The sequence below is a fragment of the Stappia sp. P2PMeth1 genome, from assembly GCF_900185735.1.
Classification (GTDB): Bacteria; Pseudomonadota; Alphaproteobacteria; order Rhizobiales; family Stappiaceae; genus Stappia.
Genome location: NZ_FYAW01000009.1, coordinates 350,414 through 374,249 on the forward strand (window position 1 = coordinate 350,414; position 23,836 = coordinate 374,249).

Here is a 23,836-nt window from a genome sequence, read left to right on the forward strand (position 1 = left end):
GCCTTTTGTCAAGAGGAACGGGTTTTCGGCAAGATTTCCTGCCATGCCCGTCAAAATACCTCATGGAGGCCGAAGGAGACGGCCGCCTCGATCCATCATGGGAGGATGCAATGACCAGACAGTTGTTTTCCGTCAGCCGGCGCGGCGCCCTGGCGCTCGGTCTCGGCGCCGGTGCCTTCGCCCTGGCGCCCGGCCTTGCCCGCGCCCAGTCGCTGACCCTGCGCTACGGCCACAACAACGAGCCGGCCAGCGTCGCCGGCGCCCAGGCCGACTGGTTCGCCGAGGCGGTGGCCAAGCATTCGGGCGGCGACATCGCCGTGCAGGTCTATCCGTCCTCGCAGCTCGGCAAGCTGCAGGAGCTGGCCGAGGCGGTGTCGCTCGGCACCATCGCCTTCTCGCACAACACCGCCGGCGGCATCGGTTCGCTCTACGAGCCCTTCGCCGCGCTCGACACGCCCTATCTCTACCGCGATGTCGACCACCTGATGAAGGTGATGGACATCAACTCGCCGGTGATGCGCGAGCTCAACCAGGGCCTGATCCAGGCGGCCAATGTGCGGGTGATCTACGCCCATTATTTCGGCCGCCGCAATCTCACCGCCAACAAGGCGGTGTACCGGCCGGAGGACCTTGCCGGCGAGAAGATCCGCGCCGTGCCTTTCCCGATCTACCAGGCCGCCGTCGAGGGCATGGGCGCGGCCCCCGTTCCGGTCGACTGGTCGGAGGTGCCGACGGCGCTTGCCACCGGCATCGTCGCGGGGCAGGAAAACCCGGTCAACGTCATCCTCAACGTCAAGCTCTTCGACGTGCAGTCGCATCTGATGCTGACCGGCCACATGTCGAATGCCGAGGTCGTCGTGATGAACGAGGACGCCTGGCAGGCCCTGTCGCCGGCGCAGAAGGAGGCGGTCGCCGCCGCCTCGCTGGAGATCCGCGAGCGCGCCACCAAGGCGATCGAGGACAACGAGGAGAAGGACACCGAGGCGCTGCGCGAGGCCGGCATGACGGTGATCGGCCCGGAGGACGGGCTCGATGTCGAGGCCTTCCGCGCCTCGGTCAGCAAGCTCGTCGACGAGCGCTTCGGCGCCAAATACGGTGCCCTCTACGAGAAGATCCGGGCGATCTCCTGATCTCCCGGACACGGATGAAAAGGGTGCGGCGATGACCGGCGCGACTGATCCCGTCCTCCCTGATCCCGTTCTCCCTGGTCCGGTACCTCCGGGCGGCAGGCTGCTGGCGGGTGCGGCGGGCGCCTGCCGCACCCTTGCCGTGCTGCTGCTGGTGGCGATGAGCGTGCTGGTGGTCGGCCAGGTGCTCGGCCGCAACCTGCTTGATCTCGGCATGCCCTGGGCGGACGAACTTGCCCGCTTCTGCGGCGTCGCGCTGGTCTTCCTCTGCGTGCCGCTGCTCGCCCTGCAGGGCCGGCATGTGGCGGTGGAGCTGGTGCCGATGGCGCTGCCGGCGCCGGCCCGGCGCTGGACCGGCCTGGTGGTCGAGCTCTGCGTCCTCGCCTTCGCGTTGTTCTTCCTCTACGGGCTCTACCGCTTTCTCGGGCGGGCGTGGAAATTCGCCACCCCGACCCTCGGCATTCCCAACTGGCTGTTCTACGCGCCCGCCATCGTCGCCATGGTGCTGCTGGCGCTGGTCACCCTTGCCCGCCTCGTCGCGCTGCTTCGCGGCGAGACGCCCCCCGGTTCCGATCAGGCCCTGCCATGAGCCTCGTGCTGCTCCTTGTCTTCATCGCCGCGCTGCTGCTCGGCGCGCCGATCGCCGTCGCCCTCGGCCTTGCCTCGGCGGTCGCCATCGTCGGCTTCGACCTGCCGCTGCATGTGCTGGCGCAGCGCGGCATCAATGCGCTCGATTCAACGCCCCTGCTCGCCGTGCCGCTGTTCATCCTGGCGGCCAGCCTGCTCAACGCGATGGGCGTCACCACCCATATCTTCGACCTGGTGCGGCTCGTCGTCGGGCGCATCCGCGGCGCGGTGGCGCAGGTGTCGATCCTGGTCAGCCTGATCTTCTCCGGCGTCTCGGGCGCCGCCCTCGCCGATATCGGCGCGCTCGGCAAGATCCAGATCGACCAGATGTCGGGCCAGGGCTACCGGCGCGATTTCGCCGCCGGCATCACCATCGCAGCGGCGACCATCGGCCCGATCTTCCCGCCCTCCATCCCGCTGATCATCTATGCCAGCGTCACCAATGTCTCGGCGGTGCAACTGCTCGTCGCCGGCATCGTCCCGGCGCTGCTGATCACCGCCTTCCTGATGCTGCAGGTCGCCGTCATGGCGCGCCTCTTCAACCTGCCGCGCGACACGGTCAGCCCGTCGCTTTCCGCGGTCGCCCGCAAGGCGGTGATCTCGCTGCCGGCGCTGGCCGCCCCGGTGATCCTGATCGGCGGGCTGCTCAGCGGCTATTTCGGCCCGACGGAGGTTGCCGGCGTCACCGTCGCCTATGCGCTGGCCATCGGCTTTCTGGTCTATCGCACGCTGACCGTCCGGGCGGTGTGGGAGAGCCTGCGCGAGACGGTGGAGGCCACCGCCGGCATCCTCTTCATCGTCTCGACGGCCGCCGTCTTCGCCTGGGTGCTCACCCTCGACCAGGTGCCGGCGATGGCCGGGCAGATGCTGCTCGGCCTCTCCGACAACCCGCTGGTGCTGCTGCTGCTGGTCAACGTGCTGCTGCTCGTCGTCGGCATGTTCCTGGAATCCATCGCGGCGATCCTGATCATCGCGCCGATCGTTGCCCCGGCGCTGCATCAGGCCGGCGTCGATCCGCTGCAGCTCGGCATCGTCTTCGTGCTCAACCTGATGATCGGCCTGCTGACGCCGCCCATCGGCATGAGCCTCTACATGGTCTCCATCGTCTCGAAGATGCCGGTGCACTCGGTCATCCGCGGCGTGCTGCCCTTCTTCCTGCCGCTGGTCCTGTCGCTGCTGGTCGTCTCGGCCGTGCCGGCGGTGTCGACCTGGCTGCCCCGTCTTCTCTCGCAATAGGATTTGTCATGAGCAGGTTTCTCGGCGCAATCCGCCAGCTCGGCTATGTCGTCGACGACATCGAGGCGGCGATGGACCACTGGCACAGGGTCATGGGCGTCGGCCCGTGGTTCTACAACCCGAAGGTGCCGATTGAGGACTACCGCTATGACGGCCAGTCCTACGAGGTGCACAATTCCGTCGCGCTCGCCAACAGCGGCGAGGTGCAGGTCGAGCTGATCCAGACCCGCAACGATGCCCCGTCGATGTATCGCGACTTCCGTCTCGCCGGCCATCGCGGGCTGCAGCATGTCGCCTACTGGACGCAAGCCTACGATGCGGATCTCGCCCGCATGGAAGCGCAGGGCTTCCGCGTCAAGATGAGCGGCAAGGTCGGCGCCAACGGGCGCTTTGCCTATTTCGACCGCGAGGCCCATCCCGGCACGGTGATCGAACTGTCCGAGGTGATGGGGCCGAAGGGCCGCATGTTCGACCTGATCCGCAAGGCGTCCGAAGGCTGGGACGGCGGCGATCCGGTCCGCCCCTTCCCCGACCTTTCGTCGATCTGAGGCGCGTCATGCGGGCGATCCCCCTCAAACCCGGCAGCGTCGAGGCGACCTATCTGGTCGAGACGCCGCTCGATCCGCAAAGGATCGCGGCGATCATGGCCGGCGAGCAGAGCTGCGGCACCTTCGTGCGCGTCGCCGGCGAGAGCGACGAATTGCGGGCCCGTGCCGGTGCCGAGGTTCTCGCCGTGGAAGAACTGGCACCGGCGAGTGCCCCGAGCCTTGCCAGCGCCTGGCTGGAGCGGCAGGACACGCCCGGCCCCTGGCGGCGCGCGCGGGTGCGCATCGCCTATCCGCTCGCCAATGTCGGCGCCAACCTGCCGACGCTCGCCGCGACGGTCGCCGGCAATCTCTACGATCTCGGCGAGGTCACGGGGCTGCGTCTCGTCGATGTCGCCCTGCCGCAGGCCTATCGCACCCGCTTCGACCTGCCGCGCCACGGCGTTGCCGGCACCCGTTCCGCGCTCGGCGTCTCCGACCGGCCGCTGTTCGGTACGATCATCAAGCCGAATGTCGGCCTCAGCGCGCAGGAGATCGCCGCGCTGGTCTCGGATCTGTGCGAGGCCGGCGTCGACTTCGTCAAGGACGACGAGATCTGCGCCGATCCGGTCCATGCGCCGCTCGAGGAGCGCGTCCGCGCGGTGATGGCGCGGGTGCGGGCCTATCGCGAGCGCACCGGCCGCGATGTCATGATCGCCTTCAACATCACCGACGAGCTCGACGCCATGCGCCGCCATGCGGACCTGGTGGAGCGCGAGGGCGGGTCCTGCGTCATGGCCAGCCTCAACTGGTGCGGCCTGTCGGCGATGCAGTCGCTGCGCCGCTCGACGCCGCTCGTCGTGCATGGCCATCGCAACGGCTTCGGCGCCGTCTCCCGCCATCCGCTGCTCGGCATCGGCTTCGATGCCTATCAGGCGCTCTATCGCCTTGCCGGTGTCGACCACATGCATGTGCACGGCATCGGCGGCAAGTTCTCCGATGCTCCCCAAGAGGTCGAGGAGGCGGCGCGCCGCTGCCTTGAGCCGCTCGCCATTGACGCGCCGGATGCCTTGGACGCGGTGATGCCGGCCTTTTCCTCAGGCCAGTGGGCCGGCACGCTGCCGGTCACCGTGCGCGCCGCCGGGTCCAGCGACTTCCTGTTCATGGCCGGCGGCGGCATTCTCGCCCATCCTTCGGGCCCGGCGGCCGGCGTCGCCAGCCTGCGCCAGGCATGGGAGGCGGTGGCGGCGAACGAGGATCTCGAAGAGGCTGCAAGCTCGCGGCCGGAGCTTGCCGGCGCCCTGGCGTTTTTCGGGGGGCGGGGATGAGCGGCTATGTCTTCATCGGCGACGATTTCACCGGCGCCTCCGACACGCTGGCAACGCTCGCCGAGGCCGGCATCGCCGCGCGCCTGTGCCTGGAGCGGCCGGGCCTTGCCTGCCTGCCGCAGACGCCGCGCGGGCGGGGGGCGTTCCCGGCCGTCGGCATCGCCACCGACTTTCGCGCCTGCGCGCCCTCCGAGGTCGAGCCGCGCCTGCGCGCCTTGACGCCGCTGGTGCGGGGATGCCTGCCCCGCTTCGTGCATTACAAGGTCTGTTCCACCTTCGATTCCGCCCCGCATGTCGGCAGCATCGGCGCGGCGGTCGCCGTGCTGGAGGAGGAGCTGTCGCCGGCGCTCACCGTCATCCTCGGCGGCCAGCCAAGCCTGCGGCGCTTCTGCCTGTTCGGCACGCTGTTCGCGGCCGGCCCGGACGGGGCGGTGCATCGCATCGACCGCCATCCGGTGATGAGCCGGCATCCGGTCACGCCGATGGGCGAGGCGGACCTGCGCCGGCATCTCGCCGCGCAAGGGCTCAGGGACATCGCGCTGCTGGCGCGGCCCGACCTGCCGGATGCGGCAGCCAGTCTCGCGGCGATGGCGGACGGCACGGGCCGAAGGGTGCTGGTCGATGCGGTCGACGACACCGATATCGAGATGCTGGGCCTTGCCCTGTCGCTGCTGGAGACCCACGGCCGGCCGCTGCTGCTGGTCGGGGCGAGCGGCGTTGCCGAGGCGGTGGCGGGACGGGCAGGGGCAGGGGGCGAGGCAGGGGGCGGGGCGCTCGCGGCTCCCGCTGTCCGCGCCGGGCCGCGCCTGGCGCTGGCCGGCAGCCGCTCGGCGGCCACAGCGGCCCAGGTCGCCGCCGCCACGCGCTATGCCTGCCTGCCGCTCGGCCCTGACGATCTGGAGGGGACGGGGCGCGAGGACTGTGCCGCCCGCTGTGCCGGAATGTTGGCGCGGGGGGCGAATGTGCTCGCCCATCTCGATCCCAGGGCCGATTACGGCCTTGCGCCCGATGCCTTGTCCGAGAGCCTTGCGGAACTCGCCGCGCGCATCCTGGCGCTGCATCCCGTTGCCGCGCTGGCGGTCGCCGGCGGCGACACGTCGGGGGCGGTGGTGCGCCGGCTCGGCTTCGACAGCCTGTCCTTCGAGGGCCGCGCCGGCTCGGGCGTCGCCGTCTGCCGGGGCCATGCGCCGGGCACGCCGCTCGACGGCCTGCGGCTGCTGCTCAAGGGCGGGCAGGTCGGCCCGCTCGATCTCTTCGACCGGTTCGCCGCCTGACTTTACTGCCTGACTTTACTGCCTGACTTTGCCGCCTGACTTCGCTTCCTGATTTCGCGGCCTGAGAGAGGCTTGCGGCCTCACGCGCCGCGCGGCAGGTGGATCGAGTTGGCGATCTCGATCAGGCGCGGCGCCAGCTCGCTGCGCACCCGCTCCACGCTCCATTTCAGGCTCGAGACCGAACATTGCACGGTGGCGACCGGCCGGCCGTCGCCGGACATGATCGGCGCGGCGATGCCGATCTCGCTCATGATGTTCTCGCTATGGGTCAGTCCGTAGCCGCAGGCCACCGCCTCCTCGACGGCTTCGGCGATCTTGCGCCGGTCGGTCGTCGTCTTCGGCGTCAGCACCTTGATCGGCCAGGTCTCGACCGCCTCCTTGCGTTCCGCCTCGCTCAGCCGCGCGATCATCGCCCGCCCGCTCGAGGTGGTCAGCGCCGACAGCCGCCGCCCGGCCACCATCGCCCCGAAAGCGGTGAGCTGGGTCGGGATGCGGATGACATAGACGATCTCCTGGCCGGCGAGCCTTGCGACATTGACGCGCTCGCCGAGCGAGCGGCCGAGTTCGATCGCCTTGGGCATGGCGAGCTGCACCAGCGGGTCGGCCCACAGATAGGCATTGCCCAGTTCCAGGAACTTGATCGAGGGACTGTAGCGCCGCGATTCCGGGTCCTTGTTGAGAAAACCGGTCTTGTACAGCGTGTTGGTCAGGCGCTGGGCGGCGCTCTTGTCAAGCCCGGTGAGGTCGGCGATCTCGGTCAGCCCGAGCACCGTGTGATGCTCGTCGAACAGGCTCAGCACCCGCAAGCCCTTCTCCAGCGAGCCCACGAACAACGTGTCCTGCTTTTCCCTCGCCATCGCCACCTCCGGTTTTTTTGGGGCCGGGCGTCAAGGATCTTGCGCCGGCCCGTTGCTGCATTCTTGACACATTCCAAACTGCTCAATACGCTGAACCATAATACGGTCAATCGTATTAGTATATAATAATCGAAACCAGAGGAACCGGATCACCACCGGTTGAATGAGCAGATGAAGACACGCCTCCTGATGAGCTCCGTTGCCTTGGCCGTCGTCATGACTGCCGGCAGCGCGCTGGCCGACAAGGCCAACGACACGCTGAACGCCGCCTTCACCAAGGAACTGGAATCGGTCGACAGCTATTTCAATTCGGCCCGCGAGGGCGTCATCCTGCAGCGCTCGATCTGGGACGGCCTGCTCTATCTCAACCAGGCGACCGGCGAGTACGAGGGCAACCTTGCGACCTCCTGGACCTGGGTCGACGACACCACGCTGGAGCTGAAGCTGCGCGAGGGCGTCACCTTCCACAATGGCGAGGAGTTCGACGCCGACGACGTGGTCTACACGGTCGAGTTCGTTTCCAAGCCGGAGAACGGCGTCGTCACCCAGCGCAACGTCAACTGGATGAAGGGCGCGGAGAAGGTCGACAAGTACACCGTCCGCATCTTCACCAACGGTCCGTTCCCGGCCGCGCTCGAGTATCTCGCCGGCCCGGTGTCGATCTATCCGAACGAGTATTACGCCGAAGCCGGCCCGGCCGGCATGGCGCTGAAGCCGGTCGGCACCGGTCCTTACCGGGTCGAGAGCGTCGAGCCGGGCAAGCGCTTCGTGCTGAAGAAGTACGAGGGCTATCACGGCGGCCCGAAGGGCATGGCTTCGATCGGCACGGTCGACATCCGCACCATTCCCGACATCAACACCCAGCTCGCCGAACTGTTCAGCGGCGGCCTCGACTTCATCTGGGGCGTGCCGGCCGACCAGGCCGAGAAGCTGGCGCTGATGGACCGGCTGACGGTGGTCAACGAGAGCACCATGCGCATCGGCTATCTGGAGCTGGACGCGGCTGGCCGCAGCGGCGCCGACAATCCGATGACCAACAAGCTGGTGCGTCAGGCGATCAACCATGCGATCGACCGCCAGACCATCATCGACAGCCTGCTGAAGGGCGCCTCGAAGGTGGTCGACGCGGCCTGCTTCCCCACCCAGTTCGGCTGCGAGCAGGACGTCGCCGCCTATGAGTTCGATCCGGAGAAGGCCAAGGCGCTGCTTGCCGAGGCCGGCTATCCGGACGGCTTCTCGGTCGACTTCTACGCCTATCGCGACCGCTCCTATGCGGAGGCGATGCTGTCCTATCTCGCCAATGTCGGCATCAAGGCCAACCTGAAGTACCTGCAGTACTCGGCCCTGCGCGACCTGCGCCACAAGGGCGAGACCAGCATGAGCTTCCAGACCTGGGGCTCCTACTCGATCAACGACGCCTCGGCGATCACCAGCCAGTTCTTCAAGCACGGGGCGGAGGACTTCGCCCGCGACGACGAGGTGCTGGCCTGGCTCGACATCGCCGACACTTCGGTCGATCCCGAAGTGCGCAAGGAGAACTACTCCAAGGCGTTGAAGAAGATCGCCGACGAGGCCTATTGGGTGCCGCTGTTCTCCTACAACGCGAACTACGTGTTCACGAAGGAGGCGGACTTCACCCCGACCCCGGACGAGGTCGTGCGTTTCTTCCACGTTCGCTGGAACTAACGTCAGACTGCGGCCCGCGCCCGGCTTTGCTTTCGCCGGGCGCGGACCCCGCGTCCTTCGCAGCTTCGCCATGCCTGGGCGACCCTCCGCCTCCCGTTTCGGAGCGCGGCGGGCCCGGGCATTGGCCGGCGCGTTTCGCTCCGCCCCCCGCTTGTTGCGGCGCCTGACGATCGGAACCCGAGATGCTTATGTTCACCCTGAAACGGCTGGGGCTCGCCATCCTGGTGACCTTCACCGTATCGCTGCTGAGCTTCAGCCTGCTGTTCATGGCCGGCGATCCGGCCTCGGCGATCGCCGGCGAGAACGCCACCGCCACCGACATCGAGGCGATCCGCGCGCTCTACGGGTTCGACCGGCCCTTCCTGGTGCAATATGCCGACTGGCTGTTCGGCGCCCTGTCCGGCGATTTCGGCCAGAGCTATTATTTCAAGATGCCGGTCTCGACGCTGATCGCCGAACGGCTGTCGACGACGATGCTGCTCGGCGTCTGCGGCATTTCCTTCGCCCTGCTCACCGCCATTCCGCTCGGCGTCGCGGCGGCGATGCGGCCCAATTCGCTGATCGACCGCACCGCGCTGTTCCTGTCGGTGATGGGCCAGGCGATGCCGAGCTTCTGGTTCGGCCTGGTGCTGATCGTCGTCTTCTCGATCCAGCTCGGCTGGCTGCCGCCGTCCGGCTCCTCGACCTGGCGGCATTTCATCATGCCGACGATCGTGCTCGGCTATTACGCCATGCCGGCGATCATGCGCCTGACCCGCGCCGGCATGCTGGAGGTGCTCAACGCCGACTATATCCGCACCGCGCGGGCCAAGGGCGCCAGCGAGACGCGGGTGATGTTCAAGCATGCGCTGCGCAACGCGGTGGTGCCGGTGGTCAGCCTCGCCGCGGTGCAGATGGGCTTCATGCTCGGCGGCTCCATCGTCGTGGAGTCCATCTTCGCCCTGCACGGCGCCGGCTATCTCGCCTGGGAATCGATCGGCCGCAACGACCTGCCGACCGTGCAGGCGCTGATCCTGATCTTCTCCTGCTTCTACATCGTCTTCACGTTCCTGTCGGATCTGGTCAATGCCTGGCTCGATCCGCGTATCCGGGTGGGCTGATCCGACATGGCACGCACCATCGAAACCGTCGCGGAAGAGCTCCGCATCCCGAGCCCGGCCGCCCAATTGCGCAAGCGCGTCTTCGGCCATTACGGGCTGGTCTTCGGCCTTTGCGCCCTCGCCATCGTCGTGGCGCTGGCGGTGTTCGCGCCGCTCTTGACGCCGCACGACCCTTACGCCCAGGACCTGATGGGGCGGATGAAGCCGCCGTTCTGGATGGCCGGGGCCGACCCCGACCACCTGCTCGGCACCGACTATCTCGGGCGCGACTATCTCGCCCGGCTGCTGTACGGGGCGCGCATCTCGCTCGCCATCGGCCTGTTCGCGGCGCTGATCTCCGGCCTCATCGGCACGGCGATGGGCGTTGCCGCCGGCTATTTCGGCGGCCGGGTCGATCTCGTCGTCACCTTCCTGATCAACGTGCGCCTCGCCATGCCGGTGGTGCTGGTGGCGCTCGCCGTCGTCGCCATTCTCGGCGGCTCGCTGCAGGTGGTGGTCTGCGTCCTCGGGCTGCTCTTGTGGGACCGCTTCGCGGTTGTGATGCGCTCCTCGGTGCTGCAGGTGCGCGACCTGGAATATGTCAATGCCGCCAGGGCCATCGGCTGCTCGACCCGGCGCATCATCCTGCGCGAGATCATGCCGAACGTGGTCAACAACCTGATCGTCGTGGCGACGCTGGAAATGGCCCATGCCATCCTGCTGGAGGCGGCGCTGTCGTTCCTCGGCCTCGGCGTGCAGCCGCCGACCCCGTCCTGGGGCCTGATGATCTCCGAAGGCAAGCAGATGATGCTGTTCGAGCCCTGGCTGATCGCCATTCCGGGCGTCGCGCTGTTCGTCCTGGTGCTGGCCATCAACCTGCTCGGCGACGGGCTGCGCGACGTCACCGCGCCGGAAAACAGGGGCTGAGAGCGATCATGAGCGAACCCGTCCTCAGGGTAGAAAACCTCACCATCGACATCCCGATGGCCCAGGGCACGCTGCATGCGGTGCGCGGCATCGACTTCGAGCTGAAGCGCGGCGAGACGCTCTGTATCGTCGGCGAGAGCGGCAGCGGCAAGTCGCTGACCTCGCTCGCCATCATGGGCCTCCTGTCGAAGAAGATGCGCTGCAATGCGGCGAGGCTCGACTTTTCCGGCATCGACCTGCGCAAGCAGTCGCCCCGCGCCATGCGGGCGCTGCGCGGCGACCGCATGGCGATGATCTTCCAGGAGCCGATGACCTCGCTGAACCCGGCCTATACCATCGGCGACCAGTTGATGGAGGCCTTGCTGCTTCACCGGCCGGTCGGCCGGGCCGAGGCGCGGGCCCGCGCCATCGAGCTGCTCGGCAAGGTCGGCATCACCGCGGCGGAAAGCCGGCTCTCGCAATATCCGCACCAGCTCTCGGGCGGCCTGCGCCAGCGCGTGATGATCGCCATGGCGCTGATGTGCGAGCCGGAGCTGATCATCGCCGACGAGCCGACCACCGCCCTCGACGTCACCATCCAGGCGCAGATCCTGCGCCTGCTCGCCGATCTGCAGCGCGAGATGAACATGGCGATGATCCTGGTCACCCACGATCTCGGCGTCGTCGCCCGCATCGCCGACAAGGTGGTGGTGATGTATGCCGGCGAGGTGGTGGAAAAGGGCAGCGCCCGCGAGATCTTCGAGACCCCGCGCCACCCCTATACGCGCGGCCTGCTGCGCTGCATCCCGGTTCCGGGCAAGACCAGGCCCGGCGAGCATCTCGGCTCGATCCCCGGCATCGTGCCCTCGCTGATCGGCCATATGGACGGCTGCGCCTTCCGCTCGCGCTGCGACGTGGCGGAAGTCGCTTGTGCCTCGGACGTGCCGGTGCGCCGCACCGGCGAGGATCACATGTATCGCTGCATCCACGAGGTCCAGCCAGGAGCCCCGTCATGAGCACCACCACGACGACCCAAGCTGCCGCGGCCCAGGCCGTCGCGCCCGAAGCCGGCGCCACTCCCGTCCTGGAGCTTGCCGCCGTCACCAAGACCTACCGGGTCAAGCAGGGCATGTTCTCCGCCGCGAGGCCCCTGCATGCGCTCGGCGGCGTCAGCCTGCGGATCTATCGCAAGGACGTGCTCGGCCTTGTCGGCGAGAGCGGCTGCGGCAAGTCGACCCTTGCCAAGATCCTGCTCGGGCTGGAGGCGCCGACATCCGGCCAGGTGCTGATCGACGGGCGCGAGGTCACGGCGCGCGAGCGCACCGTGCTCGCCCGCCGCATCCAGCCGATCTTCCAGGACCCCTATTCCTCGCTCAATCCGCGCAAGAGCATCGAGGACATCATCGCCCTGCCGCTGGTGGTCCACAAGATCGGCGACAGCGCCTCGCGGGCGAAGTCCGTCGCCCGCATGCTCGATCTCGTCGGCCTGCCGCAGCGGGTGCTGCGCGGCTATCCCAACCAGCTCTCCGGCGGCCAGCGCCAGCGCGTCGCCATCGCCCGCGCCCTGGTGATGAACCCGGAGATCGTCATCTGCGACGAGCCGACCTCGGCGCTCGACGTGTCGGTGCAGTCGCAGATCCTCAACCTGCTCGGCGACCTGCGCGAGGAACTCGGCCTCACCTATCTGTTCATCAGCCACAATCTGGCGGTGGTCGAGCATCTGGCGACCCGCGTTGCCGTGATGTATCTCGGCAAGATCGTCGAGGAGGCGCCGGCGGCCGAGCTCTTCGCCGGCCCGCGCCATCCCTATACGAAGGCGCTTCTGGAATCCGTGCTGACGCCGGACCCGAACCTTTCGGTGCCCGACACCCATCTCGGCGCGACCTATCCCAACCCGATCGACCCGCCGTCCGGCTGCCATTTCCATCCGCGCTGCGCCAGCGCGCTGGAGATCTGCAAGACCACCCCGCCGCCCCATGTCAGGAGCGCGCAGGGCCATGTCGACTGCCATCTGCACGCGGTTCCCGCCCATTGATGCCCTGTTGACGTTCCGTTCCATCCCGTTCGGTGAAGACCCGCCCATGAGCAACCTGTCGCGCACCCAGTCCGTGCGAAAGCATGTCCTCGAGACAAGAGGCGGCGTCGTCGCCTCGCAGCACCGGGTGGCCGCCGAGATCGGCGCCGCCGTTCTTGCCGCCGGCGGCGATGCGGTGGATGCGGCGGTCGCCGTCTCCTTCGCCGTCGGCGTCGTCGAGCCGTGGATGAGCGGCCCGGCCGGGGGCGGTGCCATGGTGGTCTGGCGCGAGGGCGAGCAGCAGGCGCACAGCGTCAATTTCGGCATGCGCTCGCCGGCCGGCCTCGATCCGGCCGACTATCCGCTGTCGAGCGACGGCAAGGCCGGCGACCTGTTCCCCTGGCCGGCGGTCGAGGGGGATCGCAACGTCCAGGGCGCCACGGCGATTGCCGTGCCCGGCACCGTCGCCGGCATGGAGCTGGCACATGCCACCTGGGGCCGGATGGGGTGGAAGGACCTGGTCCTGCCGGCGGCCGAACTTGCCGCCGAGGGCATGCTGGTCGACTGGTATGCGTCGCTGATCATCGCCTCGGTCGCCCGCGACCTTGCCAGGGATGTGGACGCGGCGGCGATGTTCCTCGACGACGGGGTCTGGCCGAAATCCGCCGGCTGGACGGCGATTTCCGACATCCGTCTCGACCAGGGCCGGCTTGCCGACACGCTGCGCCGCATCGCGGAAGGCGGCGCGCGCGACTTCTACGAGGGCGACATCGCCGCGGCGATGGCCGCCGATGTCCAGGCCAAGGGCGGCTCGCTGTCGCAGGCCGACCTTGCCGCCTACCGGCCGGTGCTCGCTCCCGCGCTCAAGACCTCCTATCGCGGCGGAACCGTCCACACCGCGCGCGGGCTGACGGCGGGCGCCAATCTGGTCGAGTGTCTGGCGATGATGGAGGCGGCCTTCCTGCCTGCCTCCGCGCCGGACGGCACCAGCTATGCCGAGATGGCCCGGGCGCTGTCGGTCGCTTACGCGCGGCGCCTGCGCGAAATGGGCGACACCGGCGAGGCGGAGGCCTCCGGCACGCCGTCCTGCACCACCCATTTCAGCGTCGTCGACCGGCACGGCAACATGTGCGCCGTCACCCAGACCCTGCTGTCGGTGTTCGGCTCGCGCGTCGTCTCGCCCTCGACGGGCCTGCTCATGAACAACGGCATCATGTGGTTCGACCCCGAGCCCGGCAAGCCGAACTCGCTGGCGCCGAACAAGGCCTGCTTGATGAATGTCTGCCCGGCGGTCGGCAGCAAGGACGGCCGGCGCTTCGCCATCGGCGCCTCGGGGGGCCGCAAGATCCTTCCGGCCGTGCTCAACCTCACCTCCTTCCTGCTCGACTTCGACATGTCGCTGGAGGCGGCGTTCCACCAGCCGCGCATCGACAACAGCGGCGGCGGGGCGATCCTCGCCGACGAGACGCTGCCGCAGCCGGTCCTTGCCGCGCTTGCCGCCGTCCATCCGGTGACGGCGACCCGCCGCACCGTCTTCCCATACGCCTTCGCCTGCCCGGCCGGCGTCTTGCGGCAGGACGGCATGAACATGGGCTGCACGGAGATCATGTCGCCATGGGGCGACGCCGTGCCCGAAACCGAGGGAGCCTGACATGGCGAACCGTGAGAGCGCCATCGCGCGCATCGACAATTACCTTTCGAGCGGCGGCTACGAGAGCGAGCTGGCCCGCATGCTCGCCTTCGAGACCGAGAGCCAGGACCCGTCCCGCCGGGCGGAGCTGATGCGCTACCTGGTCGAGGAGATGGAGCCCAAGCTCACCGGGCTCGGCTTCACCTGCCGCATCATGACCAACCCGGTCGACCCGTCCGTGCCTTTCCTCTTTGCCGAGCGCATCGAGGATCCGGCCTTCGAGACCGTCCTCACCTATGGTCATGGCGACGTCATCCGCGCCCAGACCGACCAGTGGCGCGAGGGGCTGCATCCCTTCCGCCTGGTGCGCGAGGGCGACAAGCTCTACGGGCGCGGCACCGCCGACAACAAGGGCCAGCACTGCATCAACATCGCGGCGCTGCGGACCATTCTCGAGGAGCGCGGCGCGCTCGGCTTCAACTGCAAGATCATCATCGAGATGGGCGAGGAATGCGGCTCGCCCGGCCTTGCCGAGCTGTTTTCGCAGAACCGCGAGACCTTCGCCGCCGACGTGCTGATCGCCTCCGACGGCCCGCGCCTGCATCCCGACCGGCCGACCCTGTTCATGGGCTCGCGCGGGGCGGTCAATTTCGACCTGCGCGTCGAGCTGCGCGAGGGCGCCCACCATTCGGGCAACTGGGGCGGGCTGCTGCGCGACCCGGCCATCGTCCTCGCCCATGCGCTCGCCTCCATCACCGACCGCCGCGGCCAGATCAAGGTGCCGGAATGGCGCCCGACCAGCCTCACCCCGGCGGTGCGCGAGGCGCTGAAGGACTGCCCGGTCGGCGGTTTCGACGGCCCGACCGTCGACACCGACTGGGGCGAGGAGAGCCTCACCCCGTCCGAGCGCGCCTTCGGCTGGAACAGCTTCGCCGTGCTCGCCCAGACCAGCGGCGTTCCCTCCGCCCCGGTCAATGCCATCTCGGGCCGTGCCCATGCCCATTGCCAGCTCCGCTATGTGGTCGGCACCGATCCCGACGACATCCTGCCGGCGCTGCGTCGCCATCTCGACGCCAACGGCTTCGAGATGGTCGAGATCGTTCCGGCCGATCGCGGCTTCTTCCACGCAACGCGCCTCGACCCCGGCCATCCCTGGGTGACGCGCGTCAGGACCTCGATCGAGGCGACGACGGGCAAGAAGCTGGCGATCCTGCCCAACCTCGCCGGCTCGCTGCCGAATGAGACCTTCGCCGACATTCTCGGCCTGCCGACCGTCTGGGTGCCGCATTCCTATCCCGGCTGCTCCCAGCACGCGCCGAACGAGCACGCGCTCCATTCCACGACCCGCGAGGCGCTGGCGATGATGGCCGGCCTGTTCTGGGACATCGGCGAGGCGAACGCCGCCCGCGCCGGAAAGGTCGCCGAAGCCACCGCCTGAAACGCCACTGCCTGAACGCCACTGCCCGAACCGGTCTTCCCGCTCGTCCGATCCGTCGCCATCATGCCACGGGTCGGACCGGCGGGGATTAGTTTCCGCAAGGGGCGGGGACAAGCGCCCTGCCGGCGCCCGCCGGCCTCTCGGGGATGGTTCCCGCTTATCCCCGAAACGACAACGCCCGGACGGGTCTTCGTCCGGGCGTCGTTTTTGAGACGATTGAGAGCGTGCGCGTCAAAATTTCTCGAAATTTTGCAAAATCCGTCTCGAAAATTCTCGAAATTCTCTTAAGGCTTGTTTTCGCTCGCTTTTTTGGCACGGCGGCGCTTGATCGCCCGCAGCAGCGGCCACAGGATCATGCCGAGCGTCGCCAGTGCCAGCACCGCCGAGATCGGCCGGGTCAGCAGCTCTGTCGGGTCGCCCCGGCTGATCAGGAGCGCCCGCCGCACGCTTTGCTCGGCCATCGGCCCCAGGATCATGCCCAGGATGATCGGCGCCAGCGGCACGTTCAGCTTTTCCAGCAGGTAGCCGGCGGCGCCTGCCGCCAGCATCACCCAAAGATCGACCGGCCGTCCGTTGATCACATAGACGCCGACGCACATCAGCACCAGGATCGACGGCACCAGAAGAACGCCCGGAAGCCTTTGAATTTGCGCGAAAATTCGTGTTGCGGCAGCCCCGCCGACCAGCAGGATCAGCACCGAGGTCAGCAGCATCTCGATCATGAAGCCGCCGACCAGCACCGGGTTCTGGTGGAACAGTTGCGGCCCCGGCTGCAGCCCGTGGATCATCAGCGCGCTCAGCACCAGCGCCGCCACCACATTGCCAGGAATGCCAAGGGTCAGCGCCGGAATCATCGAGGCGGCGTTGTCGGCGTTGTTGCCGCATTCGGCCGCCGCGACCCCTTGCGGGTTGCCCTTTCCGAAGCTTTCGGGCTCGGAACTGGCGCTCCTGGCGGCGTTGTAGCTCAGGAACGCGGCGATGTTGCCGCCCGCTCCCGGCAGCACGCCGACAAAGATGCCGATCAGCGACGAGCGGCCCCAGGTCGGCAGCAGGCTTCGCACCTCGCCCTTGCGGAACGGCACGCTGGCGAGCCGCAACTGGGCGGCCGAAAGGCCTCTAAGATCGCACTTTTCGGCCAGTTGCAGCACCGGCGGCAAGGCGTAGAGGCCGACCAGCACCACCACCAGGTCGAGCCCGCCGAGCAGCCAGGGCTGGCCGAAGGTGAAGCGCGCCTGGCCCGACAGGGAGTCGATGCCGACCGTCCCGACCAGCAGGCCGAGCACCGCCGCCAGGATGCCCTTGACCGGATCGCTGCCGACCATGACACCGACCGAGGCCATGCCGAACATGGCGATCCAGAAATATTCGGCCGGCCCGAACTGCAGCGTCGCCCGGGCCAGCAGCGGCCCGACGCTCATCAAGGCCAGCGCGCTGGCGATGCCGCCGATCGCCGACGACCAGCAGGCGATCTTCAGCGCCTTGGCCGCCTCGCCCTTCTCGGCCATCGGGAAGCCGTCGAAAGTGGTGGCGATGGAGGCCGGAGTGCCCGGAATCCGCAGGAGAATCGCCGGAATCGCGCCGCCATACATCGAGCCGTTATAGATGCCGGCGACCATCGCCAGCGCCACCAGCGGGTCCATCGAGTAGGTCAGCGGCAGCAAGAGGGCTATGGCCATCACCGGGTTGAGGCCGGGCAGGGCGCCGATCAGCACGCCGAGCAGCGTCGCCCCCAGCATGGCGGCGAGCGGCCCGGTCGTCAGCACGGCCGAGGCGGCGTTCAGGAAGAAGTCCATCTCAGCCTCCCAGGCGCGAGGCGGCCCAAAGCTCGGCCGGCAGCGGCTTGTTGAGCACCAGCGAGAAGACCGCCCAGACCAGCGCGACGAAGCTCGCCGCGACGACCGCCGTGTAGAGCGGCCGGCGGAAGCCCAGCACCGGCGGCAGCGCCAGCATCAAGAGCGCCGAGGCGGTGTAGAAGCCGAGCGGCAGGATCAGCGCCGCGTAGATCACGCCGGCGGCCAGCGCCTTGACGAGGTTGGCCGGCACGTCGACGAGCCGTCGCGGCGCATCGGTTTTGGCGCGGGCGGCGCGCAGCATGACGAGACCGCCGCACAGCGCCAGGACCAGGCCCAGCACCATCGGGTAGGTGCCGCCGGCTCCGTGATAGGAGCCGGCCTGCCATGCCGCCGCCAGGCCGAGGCCCGCGACGAGCAGGCCAAGGGCGAGGTCCTGGCTGCGTTCCATGTTACTTCGCCAGGCCCAGGGCCTTGGAGACGGCGGCGAGCGCGTCGAACTCGCTCTTCAGCCGCTCGGCGAGCGCCTCGCCCTCGACGACGTTCGGGATCTCGCCGTTGGCGGCCAGGAACTCGACATAGGAGGGATCGTTGACCGCCTCGTCGATGGCGCTCGCGAGGGTGTCGACGATCGCCTGGTCGAGGCCCTTCGGGCCCAGGATCGCCCGCCACAGCAGGGTCTCCTTGTCGCCGAGGCCGAGGCTCTCAAGGCCGGCCGCCTGCGGCAGCGCCGGCACGTCGGCGGCCGAGGTCACGACCAGGCACTTGGCCTCCTTGGAGCCCACGTAAGGCAGGACCGGCGAGATCGAGCCGCCATAGATGTCGACATGCTTGCCGAGAAAGTTCTGCAAGGTCTCGCCGGCGCCGCCGAACGGAATGGCGACCGCCTTGATGTCGCGGGCCTGGAAGATGCGTTCGGCCGCCAGTTGCATCGTGCCGCCGATGCCGTCATTGCCATAGGTGTACTTGTCCGGGTTGGCGGCGAGCTCGGCCAGAAACTCCTCGCCGGTCTCGGCCGGAAACTCCGGATGGACGCAAAGCGTGTAGGCCGTCTCGGAGGTCGACGCGATCGGCGTGAAGCTGTCGAGCGTGTAGGCGACGTTCTGGACCTGCGGCACGGTGGTCAGCGGGCTGTTCCAGGTGGCGAAGAGCGCGTAGCCGTCGGGCCTCGCCTGCATGAACTGCGAGGCGCCGACCGAGCCGCCGCCGCCGCCGACATTGAGCACGGCGATCGAGGTGCCGAGCTTTTGTTCCAGCAGCACGGCCAGCTTGCGGGCGCTGGTGTCGGTGCCGCCGCCGGCGCCGGCCGGGACGGTGAGCTCGATGGGGCGCTGCGGATAGTCGGCGAGCGCGGGCATAGTGGTGCCGGCGAGCAAAGCGGTCGCGACAATGATCTTGTTGATTTTCATGGACTTTCTCTCCCGTGAGGCGGCTTTTGTCAGCCGATTTCGCTGCGGTAGTGGAATTGCGCGGCACTGCCGCGGGCGATGCGCCATTCGACCGGCGTGCCGTCGATGTCGAAGGCGGTGCGCTTGATGATCGCCAGCGGATCGCCGGCTTTGAGCTTCAGCCGGGCGGCGACCTGCGCGTCGGCATGGCCGAACGACAGATCGTCGGTCGCCCGCTTCACCAAAACGCCGAAGCGCTCGAAGTAGAGCGGATACAGCAGCGGCCCGAAGGCGCTGTCGGGCAGGCTTTCGAAGCCGGCAAAGCGATCGGCGCGAATGTAGAGCTCCTCGAACAGCACCGGCTGGTCCGACAGGGAGCGCAACCGGATGATGCCGATGACGTCGTCGGTGCCGAGCGCCGCCGCCGCCTCCTTCGGCGCCGCGGTGCGGGCGCGCAGGATCAGCTCGCTGGTCGGGATCGAGGAGGGGGCGCCGTCCGGCCCGCGCACCTGGAAGAAACGGAACAGCGTCGCGTCGAAGGACGGGCGGCGCAGATAGGTGCCCGAGCCCTGGCGCCGCTCCAAAAGGCCCTCCGCCACCAGCCCGTCGACCGCCTTGCGGACCGTGCCGATGGAGATGCCGTAGTCGCGCGCCAGCCGCGCCTCGGAGGGAATCGGATGGTTCGGCCCCCACTCGCCGCTGGCGATGCGCGCGGCCAGCGCGTCGCGCAGCTTCGCATAGGCCGGCAGCCGCTCGTCCGCGCTGGGGATCCTGTGGGTCATTCCGTTTCCTCCTCGCGGCAGTTTTAGCGGATGTTGACCCATTCAGTCAACTAGTCATATATATGACTTCTGTCGGAGGGTGCGGATGATCCGGTTCGATTGCCACGTTCATGTCTATGAGGAAGTGAGCGCGACGCGCGGCGCGCGCTACGTGCCGGCGGGCCCGGCGCCGCTGGGGCACTGGCAGGCCGGCCTGGCGCGGCACGGGCTTGCCGGCGGCGTCATCGTCCAGGTCAGCTTTCTCGGCGTCGACAATTCCCAGTTGCTCGGCGCCCTGTCGCGGCTCGACCCGCAGCGCTTTGCCGGCGTCGCCGTGGTGCCGGAAGAGATCGACGCGGCCGGCCTCGACGCGCTGGTTGCCGGCGGCATTCGCGGCATCCGCTGGAACCTGGTGCGCGGCGCGCCGCTGCCCGACCTCGAAAGCCCGGCCATCGCCGGGCTGCTTCAGCGCCTTTGCGAGCGCGGCCTGCATCTGGAGGTCCAGCTCGAGGGGCCGCGCTTGGCCGCCATTGTCGGGCCGCTGCTGTCGCGCGGCGTCACCGTGGTGGTCGATCATTTCGGCCTGCCGGAGGCGGCCGATCCCGCCCGCGAGCCCTGGCTGGCGTCGCTGTCGCGCGGGGCCGACCTGTCGCGGCTTTTCGTGAAATTCTCCGCCCCCTACCGCGCGCCGGTCGATGTCGCCCCGCATGCGCGCGCGCTGCTCGACCTGTTGCCGCCCGGCCATGTGGTCTGGGGCAGCGACTGGCCGCACACCCAGCACGAGGCGATCACCGACTACGACCGGGCGGCGTCCGCCCGCGAGACCTTCGGCATCGGCGATGACGCGGCCGCGGTGCAGGCGCTTTACGGCCTGTCGCCGGCCTGAGGCGGCGGGGCCCCGGATCTGCGGGCCGGCGGGCGACAGGAAGCCAGCTTGTTGATTTCGCCCTTATTGGCATTTGCCTTGCGTTTTCTGTCATGCAAGTTTTGACAGGCAAAAGCGGCCGCCATCTTGCGGGCCTGGGAGGGCCCGGCGGACCGCCACAACGATCCCTGGGAGGAAACGATGATCCGCAGTCTTGCCGGAGCAGTTGCTGCTCTTGCCCTGTCCGCCGGTGTTGCCAGCGCCGACTTCCCCGAGCGCGAGCTCCTCGGCGTGGTGATGTGGGGTGCGGGCGGCGCCACCGACGTGGTCGCCCGTGCGGTCAACCCGGCCGCGGAAGCCGCCCTCGGCAAGCCCATTGTCGTGCTCAACAAGGCGGGCGGCGCCGGCGCCATTTCCACCGCCTATGTCAACGCCGCGCCCGCCGACGGCTACACCTTCCTCTATGGCGCGGAAAATCCGCAACTGCACCCGATCATGGGCGTCAGCAAGCTCGACTATTCCAACTTCTCGCCGGTCAACATTCTCGGCCGCGGCGTTGCCGTGATCGTCGTGCCGCAGGCCTCCAAGTATCAGACGCTGGCCGAGCTGCTGGACGACATCAAGGCCAATCCGGGCAAGGTCAAGATGGGCTCCACCGGCCCCGGCGGCCTGCCCTCGACGGTCAGCGCGCTTCTGTCCAACTCCGCGCCCTTCGACGTCACCGCCATTCCCTTCGACGGCGAAGGACCGGGCCTGACCGCGATGCTGGGCGGCGAGGTCGACTTCATGCCGTCCGGCCTGTCGGCGGCGGCCGAGCAGATCAAGGCCGGCACGATGCGCGCGCTCGCCGTCGTCAACAACGAGCCGGTCGACACGCTGCCGGGCGTTCCGGCGGTGACCGACACGCTTCCGGGCATGTCCGCCTATCTGCCGTGGGGGCCGTTCTACGGCGTCTTCGTGCGCAAGGACACGCCGGACGACGTCACCGCCAAGCTGGTCGAGGCCTTCGCGAGCGCCGCCGCAAGCGACGAGTTCAAGACGCTGATGGCCAATCGCGGCAACGTCTTGATGAACATCTCCGGCGAGGAGGCCGAGGCCTTCCTCGTCAAGTGGCAGCAGGTCACCGCCTGGGCGCTGCAGGACACGGGCGGCGCCAAGGTCAGCCCGGAGAGCCTCGGCATCCCGCGCCCGTAATGCTGCGGCCCCTGACGCTGCACCCGTAACGCCGCGCCGCGGCCGGCTCCTCGCGGCCGGCCGCGGATGCGCGCTCCGCCTGGAGGGTCATCATGTCTCCGCGCGCCCAGCGGCGACCGGGCGAGCTTGCCTTCGCCGTCGCCCTGCTCGCGTTCAGCCTGTGGCTGTTCAGCGAAGCCTACAAGATTTCCGGCTTTTCCGGCCTGTCGACGCCCGGCGTCTTCCCGATGCTGGCGAGCGGCCTGATGGCCGCCTCGTCGCTGGCGATCCTGGTGAAGGTGCTGGCGATGGGCCCGGCCGGCGGTGGCCTGCGCCGCTTCCTCGCCGACATCACGCCGCTGCGCCAGGCCGTGATGGTGGCGCTGGTCTTTGCCTATATCGCGGCGATGCCTCACCTCGGCTTCCTTGCCGCCTCGGGCCTCTTCCTGTTCGCCTCGATCCAGTTCCTGTGGCGGCGCAACGTGGTGCTGACGGCCTTGGTCAGCCTTGCCGGGCTCGCGGCGATCCATGTGGTGTTCACGCTCGTCTTCCAGGTGGTGCTGCCCAGGGGAACCCTGCTGCGGGGTCTCATCTGAGATGCTCGAAACGCTCGGCTATCTCACCCTTTCCTGGCTCGACCCCTGGCTGCTGATGCTGACGGCGGCCGGCACGCTCGCCGGCATCTATGTCGGCGCGATCCCCGGCCTGTCGGTGACGATGGCCGTGTCGATCCTGATCTCCTTCACCTTCAAGTGGAGCGTCAACGACGCCCTGGCGCTGATCGCCGGGGTCTTTGTCGGCGGCGTCTATGGCGGCTCGCGCACCGCCATCCTGCTCAACATTCCCGGCGCGCCGAGCGCGATTGCCACCGCGCTCGACGGCTACCCGATGGCCAAGCGCGGCGAGGCCGGCGAGGCGGTCGGCCTGACCACGGTGATGTCGGTGTTCGGCGGCTTCGTCGGCATCGCCGCGCTCGCCCTGTTCGCGCCGCTCCTCGCCGATTTCGCGCTGATGTTCACCTCGCGCGACTATCTGCTGCTGGCGCTGATCGGCATCCTCTTGGTCGGCACCCTGTCGGGCGAGAGCTTCGCCAAGGGCGTCTTCGCCGGCGCGCTCGGCGTGCTGATCGGCATGGTCGGTCTCGATCCGATGACGGCGGAGGGGCGCTTCACCTTCGATACGATCACCCTGATGGGCGGCATCCCTTACGTGGTGGCGATGATCGGCTTCTTCGGCGTCGCCGAGGCCTTCGTGCAGTTGCACCGGCTCGACCTGCCGGCGGTGAAGCAGAAGATCGATCGGGTGATCCCGCGCCTTGCCGACCTGCGCCGCTATTTCCGCGTCGCCCTGCGCGCCTCGGGCATCGGCACGGTGATCGGCGCGCTGCCGGGCACCGGCGGCGACATCGCCGCGCTGCTTGCCTATGACGATGCCAAGCGGGCGACGAAGAACCCGCAGGTGCCGTTCGGCGAGGGCGCCCGCGAGGGGCTGGTGGCGCCGGAAGCGGCCAACAACGCGGCGGTGGGCGGGGCCTTCGTGCCGATGCTGACACTCGGCATTCCGGGCGATGCGGTGACCGCCGTGATCATCGGCGCGCTGTTCATCCACGGGCTGAAGCCGGGGCCGCTGCTCTTGGTCGAGACCCCGCACCTGTTCTGGTTCACCGTCGGCAACCTGGCGCTCGCCAATGTCTTCCTGCTGATCTTCGGCCTGACCGGCATTCGCATCTTCACCAAGATCGTCGAATGCCCGAAGGCGGTGCTGATCCCGCTGATCATCATCCTGTCGGCGGTCGGCTCCTACGCCATCCAGAACAACCCGATCGACATCTACTGGATGCTGCTGTTCGGCGTGTTCGGCTATTTCCTGAAAGTCTACGGCTTCCAGGTCGGGCCGGTGATCCTCGGCGTCATCCTCGGACCGATGATGGACGCCAATTACCGCCGGGCGATGATCGGGGCGCGCAACGATCCGGCGACCTTCCTCTGGGATTTCCTGTCGCACCCGATTTCCTGCGTGCTGCTGATCGCCTTCCTGGCGCTGCTGATCTCGCAGACGCCGCTGCCCCGGCTGGCGCGCACGGCGCTGCGCCGCCGCCGGCCGCCGGATCGCGAGGCGGGCTGAGCCCGTTCG

Annotated in this window: 22 protein-coding genes; 17 read left to right on the forward strand and 5 right to left on the reverse strand. The window is 68.5% G+C overall.

From position 1 onward, the window contains the following. Positions 1 to 110: 110 nt before the first annotated feature. The 6 genes from P2PM1_RS04670 to P2PM1_RS04695 are packed head-to-tail and all read left to right on the forward strand — an operon-like array spanning position 111 to position 6,116. The gene (locus tag P2PM1_RS04670; protein WP_186398293.1) at positions 111 to 1,130 is read left to right on the forward strand and encodes a TRAP transporter substrate-binding protein; all 1,020 of its coding nucleotides are present in this window, start codon (positions 111 to 113) and stop codon (positions 1,128 to 1,130) included. 31 nt (positions 1,131 to 1,161) lie between these two features. Further along, the gene (locus P2PM1_RS04675) at positions 1,162 to 1,716 is read left to right on the forward strand and encodes a TRAP transporter small permease (protein WP_186398294.1); all 555 of its coding nucleotides are present in this window, start codon (positions 1,162 to 1,164) and stop codon (positions 1,714 to 1,716) included. Continuing rightward, positions 1,713 to 2,990, forward strand: a complete 1,278-nt coding sequence (locus tag P2PM1_RS04680) for a TRAP transporter large permease (protein ID WP_186398295.1) — start codon at positions 1,713 to 1,715, stop codon at positions 2,988 to 2,990. Before P2PM1_RS04675 ends, P2PM1_RS04680 begins: the two co-directional genes overlap by 4 nt. Positions 2,991 to 2,998: 8 nt before the next feature. Continuing rightward, a complete protein-coding gene (locus P2PM1_RS04685) occupies positions 2,999 to 3,538 on the forward strand; it encodes a VOC family protein (protein ID WP_186398296.1) in 540 nt (179 codons plus the stop codon). Between the two features lie 8 nt (positions 3,539 to 3,546). Further along, on the forward strand, positions 3,547 to 4,842 hold the full coding sequence (locus P2PM1_RS04690) for a ribulose-bisphosphate carboxylase large subunit family protein (protein ID WP_186398297.1): 1,296 nt from the start codon (positions 3,547 to 3,549) through the stop codon (positions 4,840 to 4,842). Next, on the forward strand, positions 4,839 to 6,116 hold the full coding sequence (locus tag P2PM1_RS04695) for a four-carbon acid sugar kinase family protein (protein ID WP_186398298.1): 1,278 nt from the start codon (positions 4,839 to 4,841) through the stop codon (positions 6,114 to 6,116). The genes P2PM1_RS04690 and P2PM1_RS04695 overlap by 4 nt, the downstream gene beginning before the upstream one ends. An 80-nt stretch (positions 6,117 to 6,196) precedes the next feature. Here the strand turns inward: P2PM1_RS04695 and P2PM1_RS04700 are convergent, their stop codons facing one another. Further along, on the reverse strand, positions 6,197 to 6,973 hold the full coding sequence (locus tag P2PM1_RS04700; protein ID WP_186398299.1) for an IclR family transcriptional regulator: 777 nt from the start codon (positions 6,971 to 6,973) through the stop codon (positions 6,197 to 6,199). Positions 6,974 to 7,144: 171 nt separating this feature from the next. Here P2PM1_RS04700 and P2PM1_RS04705 point away from each other — a divergent pair, with 171 nt between their 5' ends. The 7 genes from P2PM1_RS04705 (at position 7,145) to P2PM1_RS04735 (ending at position 15,726) form a co-directional block, all read left to right on the forward strand. Then, positions 7,145 to 8,659, forward strand: coding sequence for an ABC transporter substrate-binding protein (locus P2PM1_RS04705; RefSeq protein WP_186388140.1), 1,515 nt, complete (start codon positions 7,145 to 7,147; stop codon positions 8,657 to 8,659). A 182-nt stretch (positions 8,660 to 8,841) separates the two neighbouring features. Next, positions 8,842 to 9,759 (forward strand): ABC transporter permease, encoded by a 918-nt coding sequence (locus tag P2PM1_RS04710; RefSeq protein ID WP_186398300.1) that lies wholly within the window; start codon positions 8,842 to 8,844, stop codon positions 9,757 to 9,759. 6 nt (positions 9,760 to 9,765) lie between these two features. Beyond that, positions 9,766 to 10,665 (forward strand): ABC transporter permease, encoded by a 900-nt coding sequence (locus tag P2PM1_RS04715; protein ID WP_186396753.1) that lies wholly within the window; start codon positions 9,766 to 9,768, stop codon positions 10,663 to 10,665. Positions 10,666 to 10,673: 8 nt separating this feature from the next. Then, a complete protein-coding gene (locus P2PM1_RS04720) occupies positions 10,674 to 11,660 on the forward strand; it encodes an ABC transporter ATP-binding protein (protein ID WP_186398301.1) in 987 nt (328 codons plus the stop codon). 113 nt (positions 11,661 to 11,773) lie between these two features. Further along, positions 11,774 to 12,679: an ABC transporter ATP-binding protein gene (locus tag P2PM1_RS04725; RefSeq protein WP_371515096.1), complete on the forward strand. Its 906-nt coding sequence runs from the start codon at positions 11,774 to 11,776 to the stop codon at positions 12,677 to 12,679. Positions 12,680 to 12,725: 46 nt separating this feature from the next. Then, complete coding sequence (locus P2PM1_RS04730) at positions 12,726 to 14,309, forward strand: gamma-glutamyltransferase (RefSeq protein ID WP_186398302.1); 1,584 nt, start codon at positions 12,726 to 12,728, stop codon at positions 14,307 to 14,309. A 1-nt stretch (position 14,310) separates the two neighbouring features. Continuing rightward, positions 14,311 to 15,726, forward strand: a complete 1,416-nt coding sequence (locus P2PM1_RS04735) for a M20 family metallopeptidase (protein ID WP_186388134.1) — start codon at positions 14,311 to 14,313, stop codon at positions 15,724 to 15,726. A 284-nt stretch (positions 15,727 to 16,010) separates the two neighbouring features. On the opposite strand, the gene P2PM1_RS04740 is transcribed toward P2PM1_RS04735, so the two are convergent. The 4 genes from P2PM1_RS04740 to P2PM1_RS04755 are packed head-to-tail and all read right to left on the reverse strand — an operon-like array spanning position 16,011 to position 19,686. Then, positions 16,011 to 17,519, reverse strand: a complete 1,509-nt coding sequence (locus P2PM1_RS04740) for a tripartite tricarboxylate transporter permease (protein ID WP_186398303.1) — start codon at positions 17,517 to 17,519, stop codon at positions 16,011 to 16,013. Position 17,520: 1 nt separating this feature from the next. Next, complete coding sequence (locus P2PM1_RS04745; RefSeq protein WP_186398304.1) at positions 17,521 to 17,967, reverse strand: tripartite tricarboxylate transporter TctB family protein; 447 nt, start codon at positions 17,965 to 17,967, stop codon at positions 17,521 to 17,523. Between the two features lies 1 nt (position 17,968). Further along, positions 17,969 to 18,925: a tripartite tricarboxylate transporter substrate binding protein gene (locus P2PM1_RS04750; RefSeq protein ID WP_186398305.1), complete on the reverse strand. Its 957-nt coding sequence runs from the start codon at positions 18,923 to 18,925 to the stop codon at positions 17,969 to 17,971. A gap of 29 nt (positions 18,926 to 18,954) precedes the next feature. Further along, positions 18,955 to 19,686 carry a GntR family transcriptional regulator gene (locus P2PM1_RS04755; RefSeq protein WP_186388130.1) on the reverse strand — a complete coding sequence of 244 codons (732 nt, stop codon included), beginning with the start codon at positions 19,684 to 19,686 and terminating at the stop codon, positions 18,955 to 18,957. 85 nt (positions 19,687 to 19,771) lie between these two features. Between P2PM1_RS04755 and P2PM1_RS04760 the strand changes: the two genes are divergently transcribed. The 4 genes from P2PM1_RS04760 to P2PM1_RS04775 all read left to right on the forward strand — a co-directional run bounded on the left by P2PM1_RS04760 (position 19,772) and on the right by P2PM1_RS04775 (position 23,827). Next, entirely contained in the window at positions 19,772 to 20,551 is a 780-nt protein-coding gene (locus P2PM1_RS04760; RefSeq protein WP_186398306.1) for an amidohydrolase, read from the forward strand. Between the two features lie 180 nt (positions 20,552 to 20,731). Next, on the forward strand, positions 20,732 to 21,724 hold the full coding sequence (locus P2PM1_RS04765) for a tripartite tricarboxylate transporter substrate binding protein (RefSeq protein ID WP_186388128.1): 993 nt from the start codon (positions 20,732 to 20,734) through the stop codon (positions 21,722 to 21,724). 92 nt (positions 21,725 to 21,816) lie between these two features. Beyond that, positions 21,817 to 22,299, forward strand: coding sequence for a tripartite tricarboxylate transporter TctB family protein (locus tag P2PM1_RS04770; RefSeq protein WP_186398307.1), 483 nt, complete (start codon positions 21,817 to 21,819; stop codon positions 22,297 to 22,299). A gap of 1 nt (position 22,300) precedes the next feature. Further along, positions 22,301 to 23,827 carry a tripartite tricarboxylate transporter permease gene (locus P2PM1_RS04775; protein WP_186398308.1) on the forward strand — a complete coding sequence of 509 codons (1,527 nt, stop codon included), beginning with the start codon at positions 22,301 to 22,303 and terminating at the stop codon, positions 23,825 to 23,827. The last annotated feature ends 9 nt before the right edge of the window (positions 23,828 to 23,836 follow it).

Excerpts from the sequence above, each read along its gene's own strand:
- P2PM1_RS04670 (WP_186398293.1), top strand. The coding sequence starts at position 111 with ATGACCAGACAGTTGTTTTCCGTCAGCCGGCGCGGCGCCCTGGCGCTC.
- P2PM1_RS04675 (WP_186398294.1), top strand. The coding sequence starts at position 1,162 with ATGACCGGCGCGACTGATCCCGTCCTCCCTGATCCCGTTCTCCCTGGT.
- P2PM1_RS04680 (WP_186398295.1), top strand. The coding sequence starts at position 1,713 with ATGAGCCTCGTGCTGCTCCTTGTCTTCATCGCCGCGCTGCTGCTCGGC.
- P2PM1_RS04685 (WP_186398296.1), top strand. The coding sequence starts at position 2,999 with ATGAGCAGGTTTCTCGGCGCAATCCGCCAGCTCGGCTATGTCGTCGAC.
- P2PM1_RS04690 (WP_186398297.1), top strand. The coding sequence starts at position 3,547 with ATGCGGGCGATCCCCCTCAAACCCGGCAGCGTCGAGGCGACCTATCTG.
- P2PM1_RS04695 (WP_186398298.1), top strand. The coding sequence starts at position 4,839 with ATGAGCGGCTATGTCTTCATCGGCGACGATTTCACCGGCGCCTCCGAC.
- P2PM1_RS04700 (WP_186398299.1), bottom strand. The coding sequence starts at position 6,973 with ATGGCGAGGGAAAAGCAGGACACGTTGTTCGTGGGCTCGCTGGAGAAG.
- P2PM1_RS04705 (WP_186388140.1), top strand. The coding sequence starts at position 7,145 with ATGAAGACACGCCTCCTGATGAGCTCCGTTGCCTTGGCCGTCGTCATG.
- P2PM1_RS04710 (WP_186398300.1), top strand. The coding sequence starts at position 8,842 with ATGCTTATGTTCACCCTGAAACGGCTGGGGCTCGCCATCCTGGTGACC.
- P2PM1_RS04715 (WP_186396753.1), top strand. The coding sequence starts at position 9,766 with ATGGCACGCACCATCGAAACCGTCGCGGAAGAGCTCCGCATCCCGAGC.
- P2PM1_RS04720 (WP_186398301.1), top strand. The coding sequence starts at position 10,674 with ATGAGCGAACCCGTCCTCAGGGTAGAAAACCTCACCATCGACATCCCG.
- P2PM1_RS04725 (WP_371515096.1), top strand. The coding sequence starts at position 11,774 with ATGTTCTCCGCCGCGAGGCCCCTGCATGCGCTCGGCGGCGTCAGCCTG.
- P2PM1_RS04730 (WP_186398302.1), top strand. The coding sequence starts at position 12,726 with ATGAGCAACCTGTCGCGCACCCAGTCCGTGCGAAAGCATGTCCTCGAG.
- P2PM1_RS04735 (WP_186388134.1), top strand. The coding sequence starts at position 14,311 with ATGGCGAACCGTGAGAGCGCCATCGCGCGCATCGACAATTACCTTTCG.
- P2PM1_RS04740 (WP_186398303.1), bottom strand. The coding sequence starts at position 17,519 with ATGGACTTCTTCCTGAACGCCGCCTCGGCCGTGCTGACGACCGGGCCG.
- P2PM1_RS04745 (WP_186398304.1), bottom strand. The coding sequence starts at position 17,967 with ATGGAACGCAGCCAGGACCTCGCCCTTGGCCTGCTCGTCGCGGGCCTC.
- P2PM1_RS04750 (WP_186398305.1), bottom strand. The coding sequence starts at position 18,925 with ATGAAAATCAACAAGATCATTGTCGCGACCGCTTTGCTCGCCGGCACC.
- P2PM1_RS04755 (WP_186388130.1), bottom strand. The coding sequence starts at position 19,686 with ATGACCCACAGGATCCCCAGCGCGGACGAGCGGCTGCCGGCCTATGCG.
- P2PM1_RS04760 (WP_186398306.1), top strand. The coding sequence starts at position 19,772 with ATGATCCGGTTCGATTGCCACGTTCATGTCTATGAGGAAGTGAGCGCG.
- P2PM1_RS04765 (WP_186388128.1), top strand. The coding sequence starts at position 20,732 with ATGATCCGCAGTCTTGCCGGAGCAGTTGCTGCTCTTGCCCTGTCCGCC.
- P2PM1_RS04770 (WP_186398307.1), top strand. The coding sequence starts at position 21,817 with ATGTCTCCGCGCGCCCAGCGGCGACCGGGCGAGCTTGCCTTCGCCGTC.
- P2PM1_RS04775 (WP_186398308.1), top strand. The coding sequence starts at position 22,301 with ATGCTCGAAACGCTCGGCTATCTCACCCTTTCCTGGCTCGACCCCTGG.